Source organism: Flavobacterium panici, from assembly GCF_903819335.1.
GTDB lineage: Bacteria > Bacteroidota > Bacteroidia > Flavobacteriales > Flavobacteriaceae > Flavobacterium > Flavobacterium panici.
The window spans coordinates 93478-115265 of record NZ_CAIJDE010000048.1 but is presented as its reverse complement, the minus strand read 5'-3'; the positions used below and the strand labels follow the sequence as shown (position 1 = coordinate 115265).

At 34.9% G+C, this 21788-nt stretch carries 15 protein-coding genes; 10 read left to right on the top strand and 5 right to left on the bottom strand.

Translation table 11 applies throughout. The features are described from left to right. The first annotated feature begins 11 nt into the window (after positions 1 to 11). Together FLAPXU55_RS15810 and FLAPXU55_RS15805 are read left to right on the top strand one after the other, a co-directional pair. Positions 12 to 707, top strand: coding sequence for an AraC family transcriptional regulator (locus FLAPXU55_RS15810; RefSeq protein WP_180859305.1), 696 nt, complete (start codon positions 12 to 14; stop codon positions 705 to 707). Then, positions 707 to 853 carry a helix-turn-helix domain-containing protein gene (locus FLAPXU55_RS15805; protein WP_235992068.1) on the top strand — a complete coding sequence of 49 codons (147 nt, stop codon included), beginning with the start codon at positions 707 to 709 and terminating at the stop codon, positions 851 to 853. The genes FLAPXU55_RS15810 and FLAPXU55_RS15805 overlap by 1 nt, the downstream gene beginning before the upstream one ends. Positions 854 to 868: 15 nt before the next feature. Here the strand turns inward: FLAPXU55_RS15805 and FLAPXU55_RS15800 are convergent, their stop codons facing one another. Beyond that, positions 869 to 1426, bottom strand: a complete 558-nt coding sequence (locus tag FLAPXU55_RS15800; RefSeq protein WP_053470721.1) for a cupin domain-containing protein — start codon at positions 1424 to 1426, stop codon at positions 869 to 871. 18 nt (positions 1427 to 1444) lie between these two features. Next, a complete protein-coding gene (locus FLAPXU55_RS15795; protein ID WP_088636395.1) occupies positions 1445 to 2455 on the bottom strand; it encodes an NAD(P)/FAD-dependent oxidoreductase in 1011 nt (336 codons plus the stop codon). 308 nt (positions 2456 to 2763) lie between these two features. On the opposite strand from FLAPXU55_RS15795, the gene bglX reads away from it, so the two are divergent. The 7 genes from bglX (at position 2764) to FLAPXU55_RS15760 (ending at position 18522) form a co-directional block, all read left to right on the top strand. Further along, entirely contained in the window at positions 2764 to 5043 is a 2280-nt protein-coding gene (bglX, locus tag FLAPXU55_RS15790) for a beta-glucosidase BglX (RefSeq protein ID WP_180859332.1), read from the top strand. A gap of 393 nt (positions 5044 to 5436) precedes the next feature. Further along, positions 5437 to 9591: a hybrid sensor histidine kinase/response regulator transcription factor gene (locus tag FLAPXU55_RS15785; RefSeq protein ID WP_180859303.1), complete on the top strand. Its 4155-nt coding sequence runs from the start codon at positions 5437 to 5439 to the stop codon at positions 9589 to 9591. 627 nt (positions 9592 to 10218) lie between these two features. Further along, the gene (locus FLAPXU55_RS15780; RefSeq protein ID WP_180859301.1) at positions 10219 to 13323 is read left to right on the top strand and encodes a SusC/RagA family TonB-linked outer membrane protein; all 3105 of its coding nucleotides are present in this window, start codon (positions 10219 to 10221) and stop codon (positions 13321 to 13323) included. Positions 13324 to 13383: 60 nt separating this feature from the next. Next, positions 13384 to 14907 (top strand): RagB/SusD family nutrient uptake outer membrane protein, encoded by a 1524-nt coding sequence (locus tag FLAPXU55_RS15775; RefSeq protein ID WP_180859299.1) that lies wholly within the window; start codon positions 13384 to 13386, stop codon positions 14905 to 14907. A gap of 6 nt (positions 14908 to 14913) precedes the next feature. Then, positions 14914 to 16017, top strand: a complete 1104-nt coding sequence (locus tag FLAPXU55_RS15770; protein WP_180859297.1) for a hypothetical protein — start codon at positions 14914 to 14916, stop codon at positions 16015 to 16017. Positions 16018 to 16140: 123 nt separating this feature from the next. Next, positions 16141 to 17532, top strand: coding sequence for an endo-1,4-beta-xylanase (locus FLAPXU55_RS15765; protein ID WP_180859296.1), 1392 nt, complete (start codon positions 16141 to 16143; stop codon positions 17530 to 17532). Positions 17533 to 17589: 57 nt separating this feature from the next. Beyond that, complete coding sequence (locus tag FLAPXU55_RS15760; protein WP_180859295.1) at positions 17590 to 18522, top strand: glycoside hydrolase family 16 protein; 933 nt, start codon at positions 17590 to 17592, stop codon at positions 18520 to 18522. 167 nt (positions 18523 to 18689) lie between these two features. Here FLAPXU55_RS15760 and FLAPXU55_RS15755 read toward each other — a convergent pair whose 3' ends face one another. The 3 genes from FLAPXU55_RS15755 to FLAPXU55_RS15745 form a co-directional block, all read right to left on the bottom strand. Beyond that, the gene (locus tag FLAPXU55_RS15755) at positions 18690 to 19136 is read right to left on the bottom strand and encodes a carboxymuconolactone decarboxylase family protein (protein ID WP_180859294.1); all 447 of its coding nucleotides are present in this window, start codon (positions 19134 to 19136) and stop codon (positions 18690 to 18692) included. 102 nt (positions 19137 to 19238) lie between these two features. After that, entirely contained in the window at positions 19239 to 19643 is a 405-nt protein-coding gene (locus FLAPXU55_RS15750) for a DoxX family membrane protein (RefSeq protein WP_180859293.1), read from the bottom strand. A 297-nt stretch (positions 19644 to 19940) separates the two neighbouring features. Then, positions 19941 to 20360: a winged helix-turn-helix transcriptional regulator gene (locus FLAPXU55_RS15745; protein WP_235992066.1), complete on the bottom strand. Its 420-nt coding sequence runs from the start codon at positions 20358 to 20360 to the stop codon at positions 19941 to 19943. A gap of 192 nt (positions 20361 to 20552) precedes the next feature. Here FLAPXU55_RS15745 and FLAPXU55_RS15740 point away from each other — a divergent pair, with 192 nt between their 5' ends. Then, positions 20553 to 21695, top strand: a complete 1143-nt coding sequence (locus FLAPXU55_RS15740; RefSeq protein WP_180859292.1) for an alkene reductase — start codon at positions 20553 to 20555, stop codon at positions 21693 to 21695. Positions 21696 to 21788 lie beyond the last annotated feature (93 nt).

Sequence of the window (21788 nt, the reverse complement as noted above, 5' to 3'; positions counted from 1 at the left end):
TCCATTGATATATGCAGCTTATACACCATTGTCCAAAAACCAAAGCCAAACTGATTTTTACACATCAGGAATCCACGCCATCTTATTTCAATAAAAATGGACTCAATGAAGACTTATTGCTCACCATTGCCCTTAATGGGGAACAGTCCCAGCAGATTGTAATTAATGGGGAACTTCATCAGTTTCCTCCTTATAGTATTATACCGTTGGTTTCTGCTCAGGATTACAGTTTTGAAAAACCGGAGCAGATCACAGCCTGGCAGTATTCAAGAGATTTTTACTGCAATGTGGACAGCAATTTTGAAATCAGCTGTTTTGGTGTGCTGTTTTTTGGTTTTAGAGGAAATCAGTTCTTAAGTCTAAAAGAAGACTGCCGGGAAAAATTCAATGTATTAAAGCAGCTCTTTATTGAAGAATTTCAAACCATCGACACCATTCAGACCGATATGCTGCAGATGCTCCTCAAAAGACTTATCATTTTAACTACACGGCTGGCCAAAGAACAGTATCTGGCAGGGAAAATTTATGAGGAAGAAAAATTTGATCTTATAAGACAGTTTAATATTCTGGTCGATAAGGAATTTAAAAACCAGCATCAGGTACGTTATTATGCAGGTCAGCTTCACAAAACACCCAAAACGCTTACCCGAATTTTAATGGATTTAATTACAGCTCCCCGTCAGTCATTATTCAGGACCGAATCATAATGGAAGCCAAACGGCTTTTTACCTATACAACGCTTTCTATTAAAGAAATAGCTTATGAACTGGGTTTTCGCGATGCAGGGCATTTCAGCCGATTTTTTAAAAATGCCACTAACCTGAAACCTTCTGATTTCAGGAAGCAGCAATAAGTAAAGGCGCCGGTTTTATTTCTCTATTCCGGAATACTTTTTATAGACCGCTCTATACCCTAAAATACGCCCAAGGGGTGCAAGCGCATTCACCAGAGCGTTCTGAAGTCCCAGGGGAACATCGGCCAGCACCCTTTTACTTTCTATGTACTTCAGCAGTACCATCTGCTGCAAAAAACCAATTTTTCCTTTTCTAATTTTACCATCACAGCTGAGCCCGTGCAGGGTTTCCAGCAAATAATCAAAGTCCAGCGCCGGAGAAACAGTCTGGATAAAAATCACTTTGCCCAGATGATTGTTATAATGATTGTGCGGACGGTCTTTTGGAAAAAAACGTTCTCCACCCGGATAAATAATTATTTTCTCTCTCCTGTCTATAACTGTCAATTTACCGGACAGTACCTCAAAAAACTCATCCTGCACGGTATGGATATGATCTGGCATCCTGACTCCCTTTGATTTCAAAGTAACCATCACCTTGATATAATTCCCATTGGTATCGGCAGCCGTTTCTAAAAATTCGTAAGTATCACCCGTGTGAGGATTCTCAAGTTTCTGACCTTTACTTGGCATAATCGTAGTCGATATTAATTAAAAAGTATCATCTGTAAGTTCTTTATTGATCATAGCTCCTGCTACCGTGCCAGACGCAACAGCATTGGAAACAGATCGAAGCGGATTTGCACTGTCACCGCATGCAGATATACCATATACAGACGTTTTCTGAAATTCATTAACTTTTATAAGTCCCTGAGCCGTGAAATCACAGCCAAGAGCTAAAGGCAGTACACTTTTCTGTACAAAAGGCAGCTTGGCATATAAAACTTTCAAAGGATAGTCTGTTAAATCCGAAAACACAATATGTTCCAGATAGCCTTCTTTATGTTCAAAATAAGCAATTGGCTTTTCAATAATGCTAATATTATATGATTGTAATTTTTGCATCTGAATTGGTGTAAGCGTAGAAGGACCATTGGTAAACAAAATCAGATCCTGTGTCCAGTTCGAAATCATTTTGGCGAATTCAAATCCCGCATCCCCATTTCCAAGAATTCCTGTGGGTCTGTTTTTAACCTCGTATCCATGACAGAAAGGGCAATGAATTATAGATTTACCCCAACAGGCTGAAAAACCATTCAATTGAGGCTGAATATCCCTAATCCCGCTGGCAAAAATAAGCTTCTTGGCTTTAAATATAATTCCTGAGAGCATACAGACTTCAAATCCGCCGCTCACCTTGCTGGCCATCACAGCCTCTCCCTCATGAAACTGCACAGTTTCGTATTTTAAGACTTCATCTTTACCAAGAGTTGCAATCTCTTTTGGCGCTTTACCATCCTGAGTCAGGAAATTATGTGAATGCGGCGTCTGTATATTACAGGGATAACCGCTGTCAATAATTAAAACCTTTTTGAGCGCCCTGCCTAAAGCCATCCCTGCAGATAGTCCGGCATAACTTCCCCCGATAATAATAACATCAAAAAAAGAAACATCCTTCATAGTATATTGTTTTTTAAACGAAACCAAACTCAAAGGCAGCATTACTGCACCCAGCGCAAGCCCTGTTTGTTTTATAAATATTCTTCTCGATCTGGTCTTCATAACAGTATCGTATAATGTATTGGTGGTAACGCTGGCAAATTTCAAGAAATAAAAAATCTGAAAAAATGGATATATAGCCTAATGTCTTGACAATATGGGACACCGATATTTAATCGAAGAATGGCTCGTGATACTTTTAGAATCTGTTATTGATACAGCTCTCTTTACTGCTTATTTGATCAGAAAAGAATACAAATACATCATTTCTATCATATAATGCTTCAAATCTATTATTCTAATTAATACTGCAAAAACTACATTTACAACCTTGTATTCAAACTATCTAGTATAAAACCAAAAACACAATGATGAAAAAACAAATTAAAAGATATGCATTTTTAGTGCTGATCGTTTATGGAAACAGTTATGCTCAAACCAAAAAACATATGGATGCTAATAAACCTATTGAAGACCGCATTACACTTTTGATGAAAGAAATGACATTAGAAGAAAAAGTTGGACAAATGAACCAATACAACGGTTCATGGGATGTTACCGGACCAAAACCGGAATCTGGATCTAATGAAGAAAAATACAACAATATAAAAAAAGGATGGGTTGGTTCTATGTTAACCGTTCGAGGCGTTAAGGAAGTTCGAGCCGTACAAAAAATTGCCGTTGAAGAAACCCGTCTTGGGATTCCGTTACTATTTGGTTTTGATGTAATTCATGGTTATAAAACCCTAAGCCCTATTCCGCTCGCAGAATCTGCAAGCTGGGATTTAGAAGCCATTAAAAATTCGGCTCGTGTGGCTGCGCTTGAAGCTTCGGCATCTGGATTAAACTGGACTTTTGCGCCAAATGTAGATGTTGCCAATGATGCACGCTGGGGACGCGTTATGGAAGGCGCTGGCGAAGATCCATATTTAGGAAGTAAAATTGCAACGGCAAGAGTAAAAGGTTTTCAGGGCGAAAAATTCGATAATAACTCCATTATAGCTTGCGCCAAGCATTTTGCCGCGTATGGTTTTGTAGAAGCCGGACGAGAATACAACAGCGTTGATATGAGTAATTCAAAGCTTTATAATACGGTGTTACCGCCTTTTAAGGCAACTGTTGATGCGGGAATCCGCACTTTTATGAATTCCTTTAATACGCTAAATGGAGTTCCTGCAACGGGAAATGTTTTTTTACAAAGAGATATTTTAAAAGGTGCCTGGGGATTTAAAGGTTTTGTTGTTTCTGACTGGGCTTCTATAGGCGAAATGATTACACACGGTTACGCTGCTAATGCCGCCGATGCTGCTAAAAAAGCAGCCATTGCAGGTTCTGATATGGATATGGAATCTAATGTTTATGTGACGGAATTGGCTAAACTAGTAAAAAACGGATTGGTTAAAGAAAGTGTAATTGACGATGCCGTACGCAGAATTCTTCGTGTAAAATTTGAATTAGGTTTGTTTGACAATCCGTATAAATATTGTGATGAAGACCGTGAAAAAGCAAACATTGGCAGCAAATCTAATAATGACGGCGTTTTGGACATGGCAAAAAAATCAATTGTTTTATTGAAGAATGATAAAAATCTTTTGCCTCTGAAAAAATCAGGCGCTAAAATCGCTTTAATCGGCGCTTTGGCAAATGATAAAAATAGTCCGCTGGGAAGCTGGAGAATTGCTGCTGATGATAATACAGCCGTTTCTGTTTTAGAAGGAATGCAGCAATATAAAGACAACTCGTTAGTGTATGAAAAAGGAACAGATGTCGCTGTAAATAAGCAATCCTTTTTAGACGAAGTAAAATTGAATACGACTGATTTTTCTGGATTTGAAGCGGCAAAAACAGCTGCAAAAAATGCCGATGTTGTCGTAATCGTTTTAGGTGAAATTGGTTTTCAAAGTGGTGAAGGACGAAGCAGAACTGAATTAGGTTTACCTGGAAATCAACAGCAATTGTTAGAGGAAGTTTACAAAGTAAATCCTAATATCGTTTTGGTTTTAAATAACGGACGTCCGTTAAGTATTCCGTGGGCTGCAGAGCATATTCCAGCAATTGTCGAAGCGTGGCATTTAGGAACACAAACCGGAAATGCTGTTGCACAGGTTTTATACGGAGATTATAATCCAAGCGGAAAACTGCCAATGTCTTTCCCAAGAAATGTTGGCCAATGCCCTATTTATTATAATTTATACAATACCGGAAGACCTACAGATAAAGATCAAAATGTTTTTTGGTCGCATTATTCAGATGTGGAGAAAACACCTTTATATCCTTTTGGTTATGGATTAAGCTATACTTCTTTCGCTTATAAAAATTTAAAAATTGCAAAACCTTCTTTCCAAAAAGGAGAAAAAATTGAAGTTTCTGTTGATGTTACCAATACCGGAAATTTTGACGGAAAAGAAGTTGTTCAATTATATATAAATGATCCTGTTGCCAGTATTGTTAGGCCTGTAAAAGAATTAAAAGGTTTTGAACTTATCGAATTAAAAAAAGGAGAAACCAAAACAATTCATTTTACCTTAACCGATAAGGAACTTGGTTTTTATGACAACGATGGCAAGTTTTTAGTAGAACCGGGCTTGTTTAATGTTATGGTGGGCTGGAATTCAAATGAAGGACTTACGACTAAATTTGAACTAAAATAATTAGAAAAATCTGTTTTTATCAGCGTTTTCGCTTTAGCGAATCAGTAAAATCAGCGTCTAATTTTGACGCGGATAAAACAGATTTACTTCGTAAAGACGCAGATAAAAACGGATTTAATTAACAATAATTTTATTTTTTAAAAGCTTAAGCCAATGCCATTGTCCGAAGCATCTGGATTTATTCTTAAGCAAACAACCTAATAACCTGAGTACGATAATACCTTTTTAAGGTTATTAATCGGCTCAGGTTTTTTTGGTGACAGGCTAAATTTCTATAAAAAAGTAAAGGTTCAATTTAGTTTTATTAATATTGTTTCGTATATGCTTAAAATAAAATCAATTGCAAATTTTATTTTCAATTAAAATTGACCAATAACCACATTAAAAATGCAAATGAAAAATATCCAATATATTCTTGTATGCTTCTTTTTGCTTACAAACTGCCTGTTTTCACAAGGCAAATTTGACAGCTATCAATTTAGAAGCATACAGGAAACTACTTCAAAAAGAGCTGTTTCTTCTATCATTCAGGATAACAACGGTTTTATCTGGATTGGCACAAACGGCGCTGGTTTGTACCGATATGACGGCGTAAATTATTTTGGATATAAATATGATAAAAAACCCAGCTCTGTAAACAGTAACTTTATTTATACCACTTTTATTGATTCTAAAAATAACCTTTGGGTAGGAACTGATGAAGGTTTGTGTTTGTACAACAGAGATTTAGATAATTTTACCAAAATCAATATTGAAGATGTAATACGAAAAGGATACAGCGAACCTATTACCGTAAAAACAATTATTGAAGACAACAACGGCAATTTATTCTTAGGCGCGTATGGTTTCGGATTATTTAAATTGGATACCAAGACTTTAAAAGTAACTTTAGTTCAGTCAAAAGTTTTGGAAAAACCTAATTTTCTAATAAAATCTTCGGTAAAAAATAAGCAGGGTATTATTTATTTAGGAACCAGTTACGGCCTTTTAGAAATTGATTTAAACGGAAAAGTAAAACAGGTTTACAAAGATAAATTTAAAAGAGAACCTTTACTGGACGATATAGAAAGTCTTGTTGTAGACCAATTTGGATATATCTGGCTGGGAACAACAGAAAACGGCCTTATAAAAATTAAACCTGAAACCGATAATTATCAATTTGAAAAGTACGCCATTACCAAAAACAAAATCTTATCGATTGTAAAAAGCAGTCTGGATTACATTGTTTGCGGTACTGAAAATGACGGATTACTGGTTGTAAATTATAAAGGGCAAGTGCTTAAAAAATACCTGCATAGTAAATACAATAGTTTTAGTTTACAATCTAATTCTGTCTGGTCGTTATACGAAGACAAAGAAAAACGCCTTTGGTTAGGATATTTCAATAAAGGACTTGGTGTTTTTGATAAACCGAATAATAAATTTAATTCGCTTGAATCACTTGTCAATAATGATAATTCTTTACAGACCAGCTTTGTAACTTCGGTTATAAAAGATAAAAAAGGAAATTTATTAATAAGCAATGAAGGCGGCGGACTTGACATTTATAATCTTACGGATAAAAGTTATATTCACGTTAATCAAAATAATCAAAGCTATTACTCTGGTTTAGATGCGATTGATATTCAAACGATATTTATAGACAGCAAACAAAATATCTGGATTGGAAGCTGGGATCGCGGTATCTATTTTTTAAAAAATGGAACAACCAGATTCATCAATTACAATACAGCCAATACATCTGGATTAACATCCAATCGAATTTTCAGCTTTTCGGAAGATTCAAAAGGCCGAATCTGGATTGGAACTTTTATAAAAGGACTGCATTATTTTGACAATAAAACCAGCACATTTGTACATTGCGATTCTAAACCATTTGCCGAAAATGCTTTAGACAATGCTTTTATTCGTAAAGTTTTTGTTGATTCAGATAATGTGCTTTGGGTTGGAACAATTTTAGGATTGTATCAGGTAAATTTAAAAGACGAATCGAATTTTAAAGTCACAAAAATGCGTGACGCCATGTTCAGCGGCATTAATAAGCATAACAGTATTCAGACTATTTTATCCATTTATGAATCTAACGATAAAACAATTTGGTTAGGAACTGACGGTCAGGGATTGTTTAGTTACAATAAAAAAAATAAGACATTTTCTAATTATGATGATTTTCCGGGTTTTAAAGAGAAATCTGTTCGTGCGATAATTTCAGACAATAACGGTTCTTTATGGGTAAGCGGCGGATCTGGCTTAACAAAACTTGATTTTAAAAATAAAAAAAGCACCAATTTCAATAAAGATGATGGTCTTATTGACAACGATTTTAATAATAACGCCGTTTTTAAAGATGGAAATGGAGAGTTGTATTTTGGCGGTTATGAAGGTGTGAATTATTTCAATCCTAACGAAATTAAAAAGGCCGAAAAAGCGCCAAGATTGTATTTCAGTGATTTTAAATTATTCAACCGATCTGTAAAACCAAATGAAGAAGCTTCGCCGTTGACCAAAGTAATTTCGCAGACTAAAGAAATTACGCTTAACTACACACAATCGGTTTTTACGATTGAATACGTGGGCATTAACTACAATTATTCTAAAAAAAATCAATACGCTTATTATCTGGAAGGTTTTGAAAAAGACTGGAATTATGCCGGAAATAACAGAACGGCAACCTATACAAACCTTGCACCGGGCAATTATACTTTTAAAGTAAAATCCGCCAATGCAGATGGTTCGTGGAGTAATAACCAATTAGAACTAAAAATAAAAATCCTGCCGCCGTGGTGGAAAACAATCTGGGCTTATTTAATTTATGCCTCTATTTTAATTTTCCTGATTATATATCTTAATAAGATTTATCAAAATCGCTTTAAAGCAAAACAGGCAATCATTTTAGAAAAGGAAAAAACAATTCAGTTAGAAAAATTGAACAATAAAAAATTACAGTTCTTTACCAATATCTCGCATGAATTCAGAACGCCTTTAACGCTGATTATTAATCCGCTGGAAGATATTTTAAAAAGTAAAAAAATATCTCCCGAAATACATAATAAATTAAAAATCGTTCACAAAAGCTCTGACAGGCTTTCCAGACTGATTAATGAGCTTATGGATTTTAATAAATTAGAGTTCAATAAAATTTCGCTTCAGGCGAAGAAAATTGAAGTCGTAGCTTTTACCGAAGGAATTATTGGCTATTTTGATGAAGAAGCCGCTGCCCGAAACATTAAAGTTAATTTTGAATCATCACAAGATGAACTCGAAGACTGGCTCGATCCTAAAATGCTGGAAAAAATACTCTTTAATATTATTTCAAACGCATTCAAATTTACGCCCGATAATGGTTCCATAACTATTATTATAAATACTTCTGAAACGGAAAATGCCTTGATCATTTATGGAGAAAAAGTGCCTTCATTCTCTATAACTATTACAGACACAGGATCTGGAATTCGCAAAAAAGATTTAAACAGAATTTTTGATCGTTTTTACCAGGTTAATAATGTCAATAAAGATTATTATGGCAGCACCGGAATTGGTTTAGAAGTTGTAAAACAATTTATTGAACTTCATAAAGGAAAAATTGAAGTGGAAAGTGAAGTTGGCCAAGGCACAAAATTTAAAGTAACATTTCCTTTAGGCAATTCTCTTTATAAGAAAAATGAAATCGTTAACGAGGTTTTTAAAATAGAAAAGAATAAAAATCAGTTTTTATTTGAGCCTGTTAATAATCAAACAGATGAAGACGATTTTACAACTGAAATCATTGATAATGCTGCAGAAGAAACAACAAAATCATATACGGTTTTGATTGTCGAAGATAATCCTGAATTGCGAAATTATCTAAAAGAAGAACTAAGCAAATCATATAAAGTTATTACTGCCGAAAATGGTAAAAAAGGCTACGAGCTTGCGGTGCAGAAATTACCGGATTTAATTATTACAGATGTTATTATGCCGGTTATGGACGGGCTGCAGTTGTGTAAAAACATAAAAGGAGATTTAAAAACAAGCCACATTCCGTTACTAATGCTGTCGGCAAAAGCAATGGTAAAAGATCGATTAGAAGGAATTGATTCTGGTGCAGATATGTATTTGAGCAAACCATTTGAACTGGATATTTTAAAATCAAGTCTGGCGCAGCTTATTACAAGCAGACAAATCATGTTTAAGAAATTTTACAGCGGCATCACCAAACAAGGAAAAGATAAAACAACATCGCTGGATAATGATTTCATTCAAAAAATCCTGCACTTTATTAACGAAAATATCAGTGAACCAGAATTGACGGTAGAACTTTTATCTTCTAAAATTTACTTAAGCAGAAGTCAGCTGTATCGAAAAATAAAAACTTTAACCGGCGTTTCGGTTAACGAATTTATTCGAAATGTACGATTGGAAAAAGCAAAACAGCTCATCGAACAAGGCAACAATAATATTAATGAAATAAGCTATAAAGTTGGGTTTACTTCTCCCTCCTATTTTGCCAAATGTTATAAAGTTAAATACGGTCATTTACCCAATCAGGAAAAAAAGACAAAAGAATAAACTATACAAACATAATATTTAAACACATAGGAACATAGATTTAGAATGCTTAAAAAAGGCGTTTCACTTGTTTAAATGCCGATAGCTATCGGGACTATGTTTTAGAAACGAGTTTCTTTTTAAGCTCTTTCTTAGTAAAAAATCTATGTCTCTATGTGTTGAATAAAAACATATATGAATTACACCCAACAGGTAATAATTAATTACTAAAGAGCTTCAGTTTAAAACTGAAGCTCTTTTTTTTGTCAGTCAATTTTTTCAAAAATGAAGACTTTTGACTTCCAATAAAAATTAACATATCAAAAATATTCCTGTTCTTTTTTAAACAAACAATATTTTTTAAGTGAAAATTTTAGCAATACCTCAGCACTTGTTTTTCTGCCAAATGCGCTTATTTGGCTTATAATAAGGGTTCGGACACTTTTTTTGCATCATTTGTTGCACAATATGCAACATCTGTTCTACAATACAACACCTCTACAATTTACTTTCGTTAAGAAATATTTAAGAAAAAAATCTTCTTACCAAAACTCAAAACAATCAACCGGCAGAAGATCAAAATTTTAAATGTTTTTCAAAAACTTAACGATTAACTAATTATTTCAATTAAACTAACAACCAAATTTTATGCAGAAAAGAACATTAAAAAAACTATTGTGCTTAATAGTATGTATGTGGGGAAATTTTTTCTACGCACAAACTGTTAAAGGTAAAGTAACATCTGGCGGAGCCAACCTTCCGGGTGTTAGTGTAATAGTACAAGGAACAAAAAACGGAACGGTTACCGATTTTGACGGAAGCTTCGTTTTAAACAATGTAGAACCAAAAGCGTTGCTGCTTTTTAGTTATGTAGGATATAAAAATTTGTCAATTCCGGCAGATACAAAAGCAATTATGCAGATCATAATGGTAAACGATCTGGAGAAATTAAATGAAGTAGTCGTAATTGGGTACGGAACTTCCAAAAGAAAAGATATTAATGGAGCCGTTTCTTCTATCAAAGCTTCGGAAATTCAGGACAAGCCTTTTGTCTCTATCGATCAGGCGCTTGTGGGTAAAGCTGCGGGTGTAAACGTTACTCAAAATTCAGGAACTCCCGGAGGAGGAATTTCGGTGCAGATTAGAGGAATTACTTCTATCAACGGAAATGAACCTCTGTATGTTATTGACGGAACTCCGGTTTTTGCAGATAAAAACAACGAAACTTTTTCATTCAGCGCATTGGGCGGAGGAAACGGACAAACTAAAAACTCGGCTTTGTCTGGTTTGAATATTTCAGATATTGAAACTATTGACATCTTAAAAGATGCATCTGCAACGGCAATTTATGGTGCAAATGGTGCAAACGGTGTGGTTTTGATTACAACTAAAAAAGGAAAAAAAGGAAAATCAAAATTTGCCTACGAAACCTATTTAGGAACTCAGGAAATAACTAATACCGTTGATGTTTTAAACTTACCTCAGTATGCTAAATATCAGGCAAAAATTTACTCATTAAACGGTGAGCCTGTTCCCTATCAATATCAAAAACCAGATTTATTAGGAAACGGAACAAACTGGCAGGACGAACTTTTTAGAACGGCTACAATGTACAATCACCAGTTGTCATTTTCGGGAGAAAAAGAAGGAACACGTTTTTATACTTCTTTGAATTATTTTGATCAGGAAGGAATTGTTTTAAATTCAGATTTCAACAGATTATCAATGCGTTTAAATGTTGATTCTAATGTAAAATCATGGTTAAAAATTGGTAACAGCTTATCTGTAAGCAAATCATCTCAACAAGTAGTTCGAAACGATGACCGAGGCGGATTAGTAATGAACGCTTTAAGACAATCTCCAGAATTACCGGTTAGAACTCCGGATGGTTCTTATGCTGGGCCAACAACAGGTTTAGGATCTTCGGCAAATGAGGCAACTAATCCAATTGCTTTGTCTGAATACAATAATTCGACTACAGAAAGATTTAAGATCAACGGTAATTTATTTGCAGATTTTACTTTAATCAAAGGTTTAGTTTTTAGAACCGAATTAGGATACGATTTAAACTTTTCAAAAAGTGCCACTTTTGCCCCAAAGTATACTTTAGGAAATGTGTCTGAACTTTTAAACAAATCATTCAAACAACAGGATCAAAGTTATTACTGGAACATCAAAAATTATTTAACGTATAATAAAACCATAAACGACAAACATAATTTTACTTTCTTATTAGGTCAGGAAGCGCAGGAAAGCCGATACGAATACATCAGCGGTTACAGAACCGGAGAGTTTTTAAACAAAGATTTTACGAACTTAAACATTGGTGATATTGATACTGCATTGAACGGAAATGGTTCTGGAAGATGGTCTATGTCGTCTTATATTTCAAGATTGAATTATAGCTTTTCAGACAGATATTCTTTCTCAGCTTCTTTAAGAGCAGATGCTTCGTCAAACTTTGGCCCAAATAATAAATGGGGTTATTTCCCTTCTTTTTCCGGAGGTTGGACAGTTAGTAACGAAGAGTTTTTTCAACCTTTATCAAACAGTATCAATTATTTAAAATTTAGAGCAGGTTACGGTTTGGTAGGAAATCAAAATATTCCGGCAAACAGGTATCAAACAATTTTATCATTGCTTTCCTCTCCTTTTGGAGGCGTTTCGCCAACAATTGACAATTTAGGAAACCCAGATATTAAATGGGAATCTCTTAAATCTTTCAATGCTGGTTTTGAATTGGCGATGCTGAACAACAGAGTAAAATTAGATTTTGATTATTATATTAAAAATTCATCTGATTTCTTAACCAAACAAATTAACGATGAATCCAATCAAAGTGCCCTTAATTATTACCTAAATACGGGTGAAATTGTAACAAAAGGAATCGAGCTTACGCTGAATACCAGAAATATTTCGACTGAAAATTTTAACTGGGATACTACAATTATTTTTTCAAAATACAATAACGAACTGACAAGTTTTCAAGGCGAAGGAAAATCTTTATTAGGAAAAGTACAATTTGATTTATATACCGTTACCAGAACGACAGAAGGTGAACCTGTTGGACAATTTTACGGATATGTAACGGATGGTTTGTTTAAAAATGCTGCAGAATTAGCTGCAGGGCCAACTCAGGAAACTGGAACCGGAATTGGAGATATTCGTTTTAAGGATCTTAACGGCGATGGAAAAATTGACAGTAAAGATCAGGCACCAATAGGAAGTGCAATTCCTGATTTTACTTATGCATTTACCAATAACTTTAAATACAAAAACCTTAGTTTATCTGTGGTTTTAACCGGAAGCCAAGGCAACCAGATTTACAACTTTACACGTCATTATACTGATGGAATTTATCCGGGATTTGGAGATAGATTCGGAAATGTCAGCACTCAGGCCATGCGCGCTTTTGAACCTGGCGTAAACGAAAATACAGATGTACCAAGGATTACGCTTAATGACCCAAATGGTAACGGAAGAATTTCGAACCGATTTGTTGAAGATGGTTCTTATTTAAGAATTCAGAATGTTTCGTTGAGCTACGATTTACCAAATAAAATATTCGATAACTCTTTTATCTCTAAAGTAAGATTGTATGTAAACGTTCAAAATTTATACACGTTTACAAAATATACTGGCTTTGACCCAGCTCTTGGAAATTTAGACCAAAACATAACCTTAAGCGGAATTGATTTAGGACGTTATCCTGTGCCAAGAACGACTTCTGTTGGAGTGAATTTAGAATTCTAAGATTGATAAAAAAACACATTTAACTTAATGATTCATACTCATTAACATAAAAATATAGTTATGAAAAAACTTTTTAAACTTTTTATGATGGGAATGCTGATACCATTGCTGTCTTTATTTTCTTGTTCAGATGACTTTTTGGATGCACCATCTGAAAATCAATTAACACCAGCCGATTTACCCGAAGGAGTTACCGCTTTTGACGGAATTGCTGAGAGTTTGTACTTTAAACCGTGGTTTACTTTTAATGATAAATTCCTGATTGCCGTTGGAGATATGTACGCCGGAAACGCTTTTACATTTGACGGTGCTTATGCGCAGTTTAAAGATGCTCAGGTAACGTCACAAAACCCAATTTTGACTGAAGGATATGTTTCGTTGTTTTCGGTTATCGATCAGTCGAATAATTTAATGAGTTTAGTCGAAGACAGAAAAAGCGAACTTCCCGAAGCATCTTATAAAAATGCAATTGCAATTTCACGATTCATGAGAGCAAATGCTTATTTCTATTTGGTAAGAACTTTTGGAGCTGTGCCAATTATCAACAAAGCAGGTTCTGCAGCGCAGCCAAAAAGAAATCTTGTTGCTGATGTGTATAAATTCATCAAACAGGATTTAGAATATGCTGTCGCAAATTTACCTGAAAGAGGAGCAAAAAAGGGATATGTTACGAAATATGCCGCTATGGGTATTTTGGCAAAAGTGCATTTGACTTTGAATGAATATGGAGAATGTGCTGCTTTAACCCAAAAAATTATCGGAAACCAATATATTTTGATTCAGGAGTACGGAAACTTGTTCAGCAGTCCTGAGAATAATAATAGTGCCGAAAGTATGTTCGCTTTACAATGGAAAGCGATTGCTACAGAATGGGGAACGCAAAATACCAATCAGGCGTATATTGTTCCGGGAGGTACAGGAATCACAGGCGGTGGTGACGGATGGGGAGTTTATCTTCCTTCTATTTCTCTACAAAATGGATTCGAACCAAAAGATACCAGAAAGAAAAGTACAATCATGACAGATGGTGATTTTTACCCTGAATTATTAAAAAATCAAGGTGGTTTTACGTATAAAAAAATATACTCTTCTACAGCGGCTAATTTCAGAAAATACATTGTAGGTTCTGCTGCCGAAAGAAACGATGTGTTTTTTATGAGAACTTCTCAAAACACTATCATTTTAAGATATTCTGATATTTTATTGATGAACTCTGAAGCGATTTTGGCCGGAGCGCCTTCTACTACTTCTGCATCTGCTTTAAGTTCTTTTAATGAAGTAAGAGCAAGAGCCGGATTACCAGCTAAAACGGTATTAACAAGAGATGAACTTTTTAATGAAAGAAGAATTGAATTTGCACTTGAAGGACAATATTTCTTCGATTTAAAACGCCGTGGACTTTCTGAAGCAACAGCAATCATTTCGCAGCAAGAAGTTGGTTTTTATTCTGATGATGCCAGAACCGATTTGATTTCGAGAAAGATAACTCCGGGAAGCAATTATTTTGAACTACCGTTGCCGCAGTCTGCTATTGATACTAACCCATCATTATTAGAGCCTCCAGTTCCTTTTAACTTTAACTAACTTATTATGATCAATAAAATAAAATATACAATTCTAATTCTTTTCGTATTGACTGCTTTTACAGCTTGCGATAACGACGATGCGGTTACTGCAAACGTAGATGCAATGGTTGCAGAACCAGGAGATTTACTTAATCAGGCTTTTCCATTAAACAAAGTGAGAGTTGAAGGTAAAGGTTTAGAAGGATTAAAAAAGATAACGCTGGATAACAAAATTGACATCAGTTTCAATCCGAATTACAATTCAGATAAATCGTTTATTTTCACTATTCCTTTTGATGAAAAACTAGGAAGCCGATTTGGAAAACAGCCCATTACATTTGTAACCGGAACGGGGTCTCTAACTAAAGAGATTGAAATTTTACAGCCAGTTCCAACCATTACAAAAACAATTCCGGCAGTAGCAACTCCGGGGTTTCCGTTAGAAATTGAAGGAACATGGTTTTATAATATTTCATCCATAACCTTAGGAGGAAAAGCGTTGAGTTATACAGTAAAATCATCTACTTCTGTTATTATTGGTTTACCTGCCAATGCCGTTTCAGGATCTGAACTGGTGATTACTACACCGGGAGGCGCCGCCAAACAAATAATCAATTTTGCTACAATTGTTTTGGTTTCTGATTTTGATGGAAATGGCGTAAGAACCGAGTGGACTTCTTATGGTGATATAGAAAGTTTTAATGCGAGTACTCCGGGCGGGCCAACAGGAAATTACACCACATTAGTTTGGGGAGGTTCAAATGCAAATGGTTATAACGGAAGCAGCGCCGGCGGCGGAGCTAGTTTCTTAAGCACTTCAAATACAGATGCGACAAAAGCTTATATTGATATTGATGTAAGTGCCAATGTTGTTGGGGCAAATTTTGCCATTCAGTTAAATACGATCGACGGTGTAAACTATGGTTATAATTTTAAAATCACCGATGTAAACTGGACCACAAAAACCATATCAATAGCTGATTTTAAAGATAATTACGGTTTTGGTTCTAACACGGCTGCAGCACTTAATGTTTCTAAAATTAATGAAATTAAAGTTGGAGTTGCTCAGGGAGATTCACCGAATCCAAGTGCTATTAAATTTGATAATATTAAAATTCGTTACCAATAATTGATTGGTCTTTAACTAAAAAAGAGGCTGTTTCAATTACAGCCTCTTTTAAAAGTAAACCAAATAAATAAACTATAAATAAGGACATTCTTTCTAAAAGAATATTCTATAATAAAAAACAGTATGAAAATTAAATTTTTACTAATGCTGACCAGCGTCGTCTTCTTTTTAAATGCCTGCTCAAAAGACGACAATGAAGTTGCTGAAACTTTAGAAACGCCAGTTGCAAACGCTCCAAAAGATGTAAATGATAATGGTTTTAAAGCAAAATGGAATTATGTTTCCTATTCAAAAAGCTATCTTTTAGACGTTTCAACAACCGAAAATTTTGCCAGTTTTGTCCCAAATTACAATGCAAAAGAAGTTACTGATTTAAACGAAGTTGTAGTAGGTTTAACCGGAGGAACTCAATATTATTACCGAGTAAGAGCTAAAAATGAAACAGAAATTTCAGGTTATTCAAACGTGATTAGTGTTGTAACAACAGGTTCAAGCGGTATTCCTGAAGATCCTACTTTCTTAAAAGTAAAAGCAAATAAATTAGCCAATCCGTTTTTTGTGGGTATGGCGATAAAAGCTTCACAATTAACAAACGGAAGTCCTTATGATATTATTTTGAAGAATGAATTCAGCAGTATTTCTGCCGAATACGAAATGAAAATGGATCAAATTTCGACTGCAAGCGGTGTTTACAACTGGACTATAGCCGATAAAATTGTGGCTTACGGAAATGCCAATAACATCAATGTCCACGGTCATGCTTTAGTTTGGCACAATTCGGTACCGCAATGGTTAAAAGATTTTTCTGGTACTGATGCCGAGTTTGCTGCAGAAGTAAAAAAATACATCACGGATGTGGTTACGCATTATGCAGGAAAAGTAAAATCTTGGGATGTGGTTAACGAAGCTGTAGATGATAATGGCGGTACTATGAGAAATACTATTTTTCTACAAAAAATGGGGCCTAATTATGTAAAAGATTGTTTTCAATGGGCAAGAGCTGCTGCAACTGCCGCTGGTGATACTTCATTATTATTATTCTATAATGATTATGCAACCTCAACTAATATCTCCAAACAAGATAAAGTTTTTAGCATTGTAGATGATTTAAAAGCTGCTAATGTGATTGATGGTGTTGGTTTCCAAATGCACAATACTTATTTAAGTCCAACAAAAACTCAAATAGAAACTGATCTTAACAAAGCGGTATCAAAAGGATTAAAAATTCACGTTTCTGAATTAGATATTCAAGTAAACCAAGCTAATGATATCTCTAGTTTTACAAACGAAAGAAGATTAGCTCAAAAAGAGAAATACAAAGAAATGGTGAAAATTTATAATGCGCTTCCGGCAGCAAATAAATACGCCTTAACTATTTGGGGAATGAAGGATAATGAATCTTGGATTCCGTTTAACGCTGAACTAAATCATCCAGGAAATGACTGGCCTTTATTGTACGATTCTAATTTTGCAATCAAAAGTTCACACACCGGATTCCTTGAAGGTTTAGATTAAATCTTTTTAAAACTATAATACTTTACTTCAACTATTAATAAACCAAAAAATTAAATTATGAAAAAATTAAATTTGTTAGCATTAGCAGTTACATGTGTATTATGTTTAGGTTTTACATCCTGCGCAGATGATGCAAGCCCAGCTGAACAAGACCAATCAGCAAGTGCAAGTGCGAGTACAAAGAACAGCACAAGCAAAGTAGCCGGCGCGCCATGGGTCAAACAATTTGAAGATACATTTGATGTAGGTTCAAATTTGTCACAATGGACAAAAGAGCAGCGTGCAGATTATAACTCCTGGTATTGCGACTATTATAGTTCAGTACCCACAACACAATGGAGAGATGGAAAACAATGTTTGGAAATCAAGACTACAAAATTGAGCACGTATAAATATCAATCCGGATTCATTTCTTCTAATTATCAATATAAGCCTGAAAACAATACAGAGTATATGCTTTCTGCCAATATTAAATTAATAGCAATGGATGGCGGAACTTACAAGTCTTTTACAGAAACTTACGGTGCATGGCCTGCCTTTTGGTCTGTGCAGCAAAATGCATGGCCAACCAAAGGTGAAATAGATATTATGGAAGGCTATTCTTTTGCCCCTAATGCAAGTCGTTTTACTTCAAATCTTTTTTATGGAACTTCTTCAGGAGCAAATTTATTAGGAAACGCTGCAGAAAGAAGCTATCCGGGTAATTTCGATATTAACGGAAATGGCGGATGGCATTTATATGAATCATTTTGGAAAATGCAAAACAATGTTGTAACGGTGACTATAAAAGTTGATAACGTTACGGTTTCAACCTATACAAATAGTAGTGCAGGCAATCTTAACTTAAATAATTTTGGACCACACTCTATTATATTTAATCTGAATGTTGGATCAAAAGATTCTAACTTTATTGACCCTAATAAAATTAACTTATTTTCAACTGTAATGATGTGGGTAGATGATGTAACGGTTTATAAAAGACCAATTTAATTTGTATTATAAAGAAAATACGAGGGGTTCGAGTTTTAGGTTAGAATCCTACTCTCCCCATAAAATAATAAACCTGCAAATCTTTCGATTTGCAGGTTTATTATTTTACTTTTCATTCTTTTTATAACCGCTTAAAATCTCTATCGCAAAAGATGACTGTGTAAAATTTAGTCCTCAATTTCCTCATGGGTGCTGATTGCAATTCGATTCCACGCATTAATTGTGGCAATTGCTATAATGATTTCTGCAATTTGATCTTCATTAAAAAATCGAAGTGCATTTTGATACATTTCATCACTTAATCCATTTTGATGAATTAAAGTGATTTGTTCTGTAATAGTCAATATCGTTTGTTCTTCTTCCGTAAAAAATTTACTCGCTTCTCTCCATGCGCTTATCAGAAAAATACGTTGAAGACGCTCTCCATTATCTATAGCTTCCTTTGTATGCATATCTATACAATACGCACAGCCATTAATTTGTGATGCCCTAATTTTGATAAGGTCTTTTAAAGTTTTTGAAATAGTGGCCTGTGCCAGATAAGTTTCTAAAGCCATCATAGCCTTGAATGCTTTAGGCTGTTCAATACTGTTGATTTTAATACGTTTTTGCATTTTTTATTAAATTTAAAATTGGACTTTTTTAATAGATGTTATGATTAAAGAGCATCATTTATTTTCAAACTGGGCTAGTTGCAGTGACACTAACAACTGTTTTTACTGCGAATTATTTTTTTGAGCCGCCAGCAAAAAAGCAGCTGAACTTCCAACCAAAACCGAATAATCAAGTGGTGCTTTTACCCCTAATGAAATACTCATTGACAACGCAAACAGCAGAAGAAGAATCCCTGTAACAATGGCTGTCAATTTTACCTTAAAACCTGATAGTAATAATAAGGATAAGGCAATTTCAAGAAAAGTGGCGGTGTATGCCGAAAATTTATTTAGAATTGGCGGGAGAAAAAAAGTAAGTTGTGTAGTATATTTTTCAAAATTCTGCCAGTTTCCCCAAGTTGAATTTTCTCCCCAAAAACCAAACCTGTCTGCAACAGCTGAAAGCATTGTTACCGCAAGGGCAAGCCTTAAAAAAAGTTGCGGTAATTGTTCTATTTTTTTGTCCATTATTTCTTCCTTTTTAATTAACAATACAAAATTGAGAACTAAAAATCACAAAAAAATTAAACTGGTTTAAGAATCGCTTTTATTGCAAACTGTACACAAATGCAATGCACCCCCCTTGAAAGTCATAACATGCTCTCGTGGTATTAATTAAAAAACTACAGGTAAACGAATCCGATTTTGAAGTATGCAAAACAGACTTTTATGTAGCATAAGCATTTTGATAAACGCACTGCTTAAAGTTTTTTTTAAATGACAGATGAGATGAGATTTGCACTGGCATTCTTATTAATTATAAATTTATTTATGTTTGGTTTTCTCCTCTTTTTTATCCTCTATGTACGCCAGACCCCATGATGTGAGCGCATCAAAAACATTTTGAAGAGACAAACCTAAAGCAGTCAGCTGGTATTCAACACGCGGAGGTACTTCGGGATAAACAATCCTCGTTATAATACCATCCTGCTCCATTTCACGAAGCTGGGATGTCAGCGTCTTTTCAGAAATGCCTTCCAGTTTGTTATTAATAAGACAATACCTCACAGTTTCCCCTTTACTTAAGACATCATAGATTCTTAATTTCCACTTTCCACTAATCGTGGCAAGCGCCAGTTCAATCGCACAGGTGTCAGGATCTGTTATCCAATTTGATCTGAGAGTTCTATTGTAGGCCATGGTATTCTTTTTTGCAAAAATAAAGAAGAAACCTTGTCTCTGCATTCAAATCCCATATTAATATTCTGTTATATGCAAAAAAAAAAAATTTTTTTTTTACGGGATAAAGCTCTGAAAATGAACAATACGAACCTTAGAGAAAGTAACGAACTAAATCGTAAGTTCTTGTTTACTAAGTATATATAATTTTATTTTGTCTTAAAAATCGAGTATAAAAACTCCAAAATATAAATTAAAATGAATACTATTTCTCTGGTTGAACCTTATCAAATGGGTTCAACAAAATTAGAAAATCGTGTTGTAATGGCTCCTATGACCAGAACACGTACATCACCTGGCGATGTGCCAAATGCCTTAATGGCAAAATATTATGGACAACGAGCAGGTGCCGGATTAATTATAGCAGAAGCAGCTGATATTGCTCCTCACGCTAAAGGCTATTTATGGACTCCTGGTATCTACTCGGATACACAAGTGGAAGGATGGAAATTAGTAACTAATGAGGTTCATAAAAACGGAGGTAAGATCTTTTTACAGTTATGGCATGTAGGACGAATGTCACATACTTCCATGATGCCGGATGGACAAGCGCCTTGGGGGGTAACGGATGTACAGGCAATAGGATCTGATGTATTTGCACATGATGCCAGCGGTAAATTAACATTCGTACCTGCAGCAGTTCCGAGAATGCTTAGAACCGAGGAAATTTCTGGTCTGGTAGAGGATTTCAGACAGGCTTTTCGTAATGCCGCAAAAGCTGGATTTGATGGAATTGAGCTTCATTCTGCGAATGGCTATCTGATCGAGCAGTTTCTGAATTCAACCCATAATACACGCACTGATAAATACGGCGGACAAACTCCTGAGAACAGAAGCCGTTTCCTGCTGGAAGTAGTTGATGCGGCAATAGAAGAATTAGGTGCAGATAAAATAGGGATCAGGTTTTCGCCATTTGGCCGTTACAACAGTACTCCTCATGATCCTCTTGTGGAAGAAACATTCTTCTACTTATGCAAAGAATTGAACCGCAGAGGTATCGCTTATATTCATCTGCTTTATCAGCTTATGCCTATCGGAAATATGCAGGAAGTTACCAAGTTCGAAGAAACCCATCTGCCAGACGAATTTGTCAAAAAAACGCGTGAAATTTTTAAAGGCAGTATTATTTGGTGCGGAAGCTTTACTAAAGATTCTGCAATCGATGCACTGGCTACCGGCTGGGTAGATCAAATAGCTTTTGGAAGACCCTTCATAGGCAATCCGGATCTTGTTGTGAGGTTTAAAAATAATCTGCCATTAATAGAAGCCGAGCGATCTGTTTATTATACCCGAAATGGAGAAATTGGCTATACAGATTTCCCTAATTATTCGCCTGCATAAGAAATCTGTTTTATAAAATATTGAAGTGGTTACTTAATAAACTTAAGTAGCCGCTTCTTTTTATATTGAATATAAAACCAATTAACGGGCACA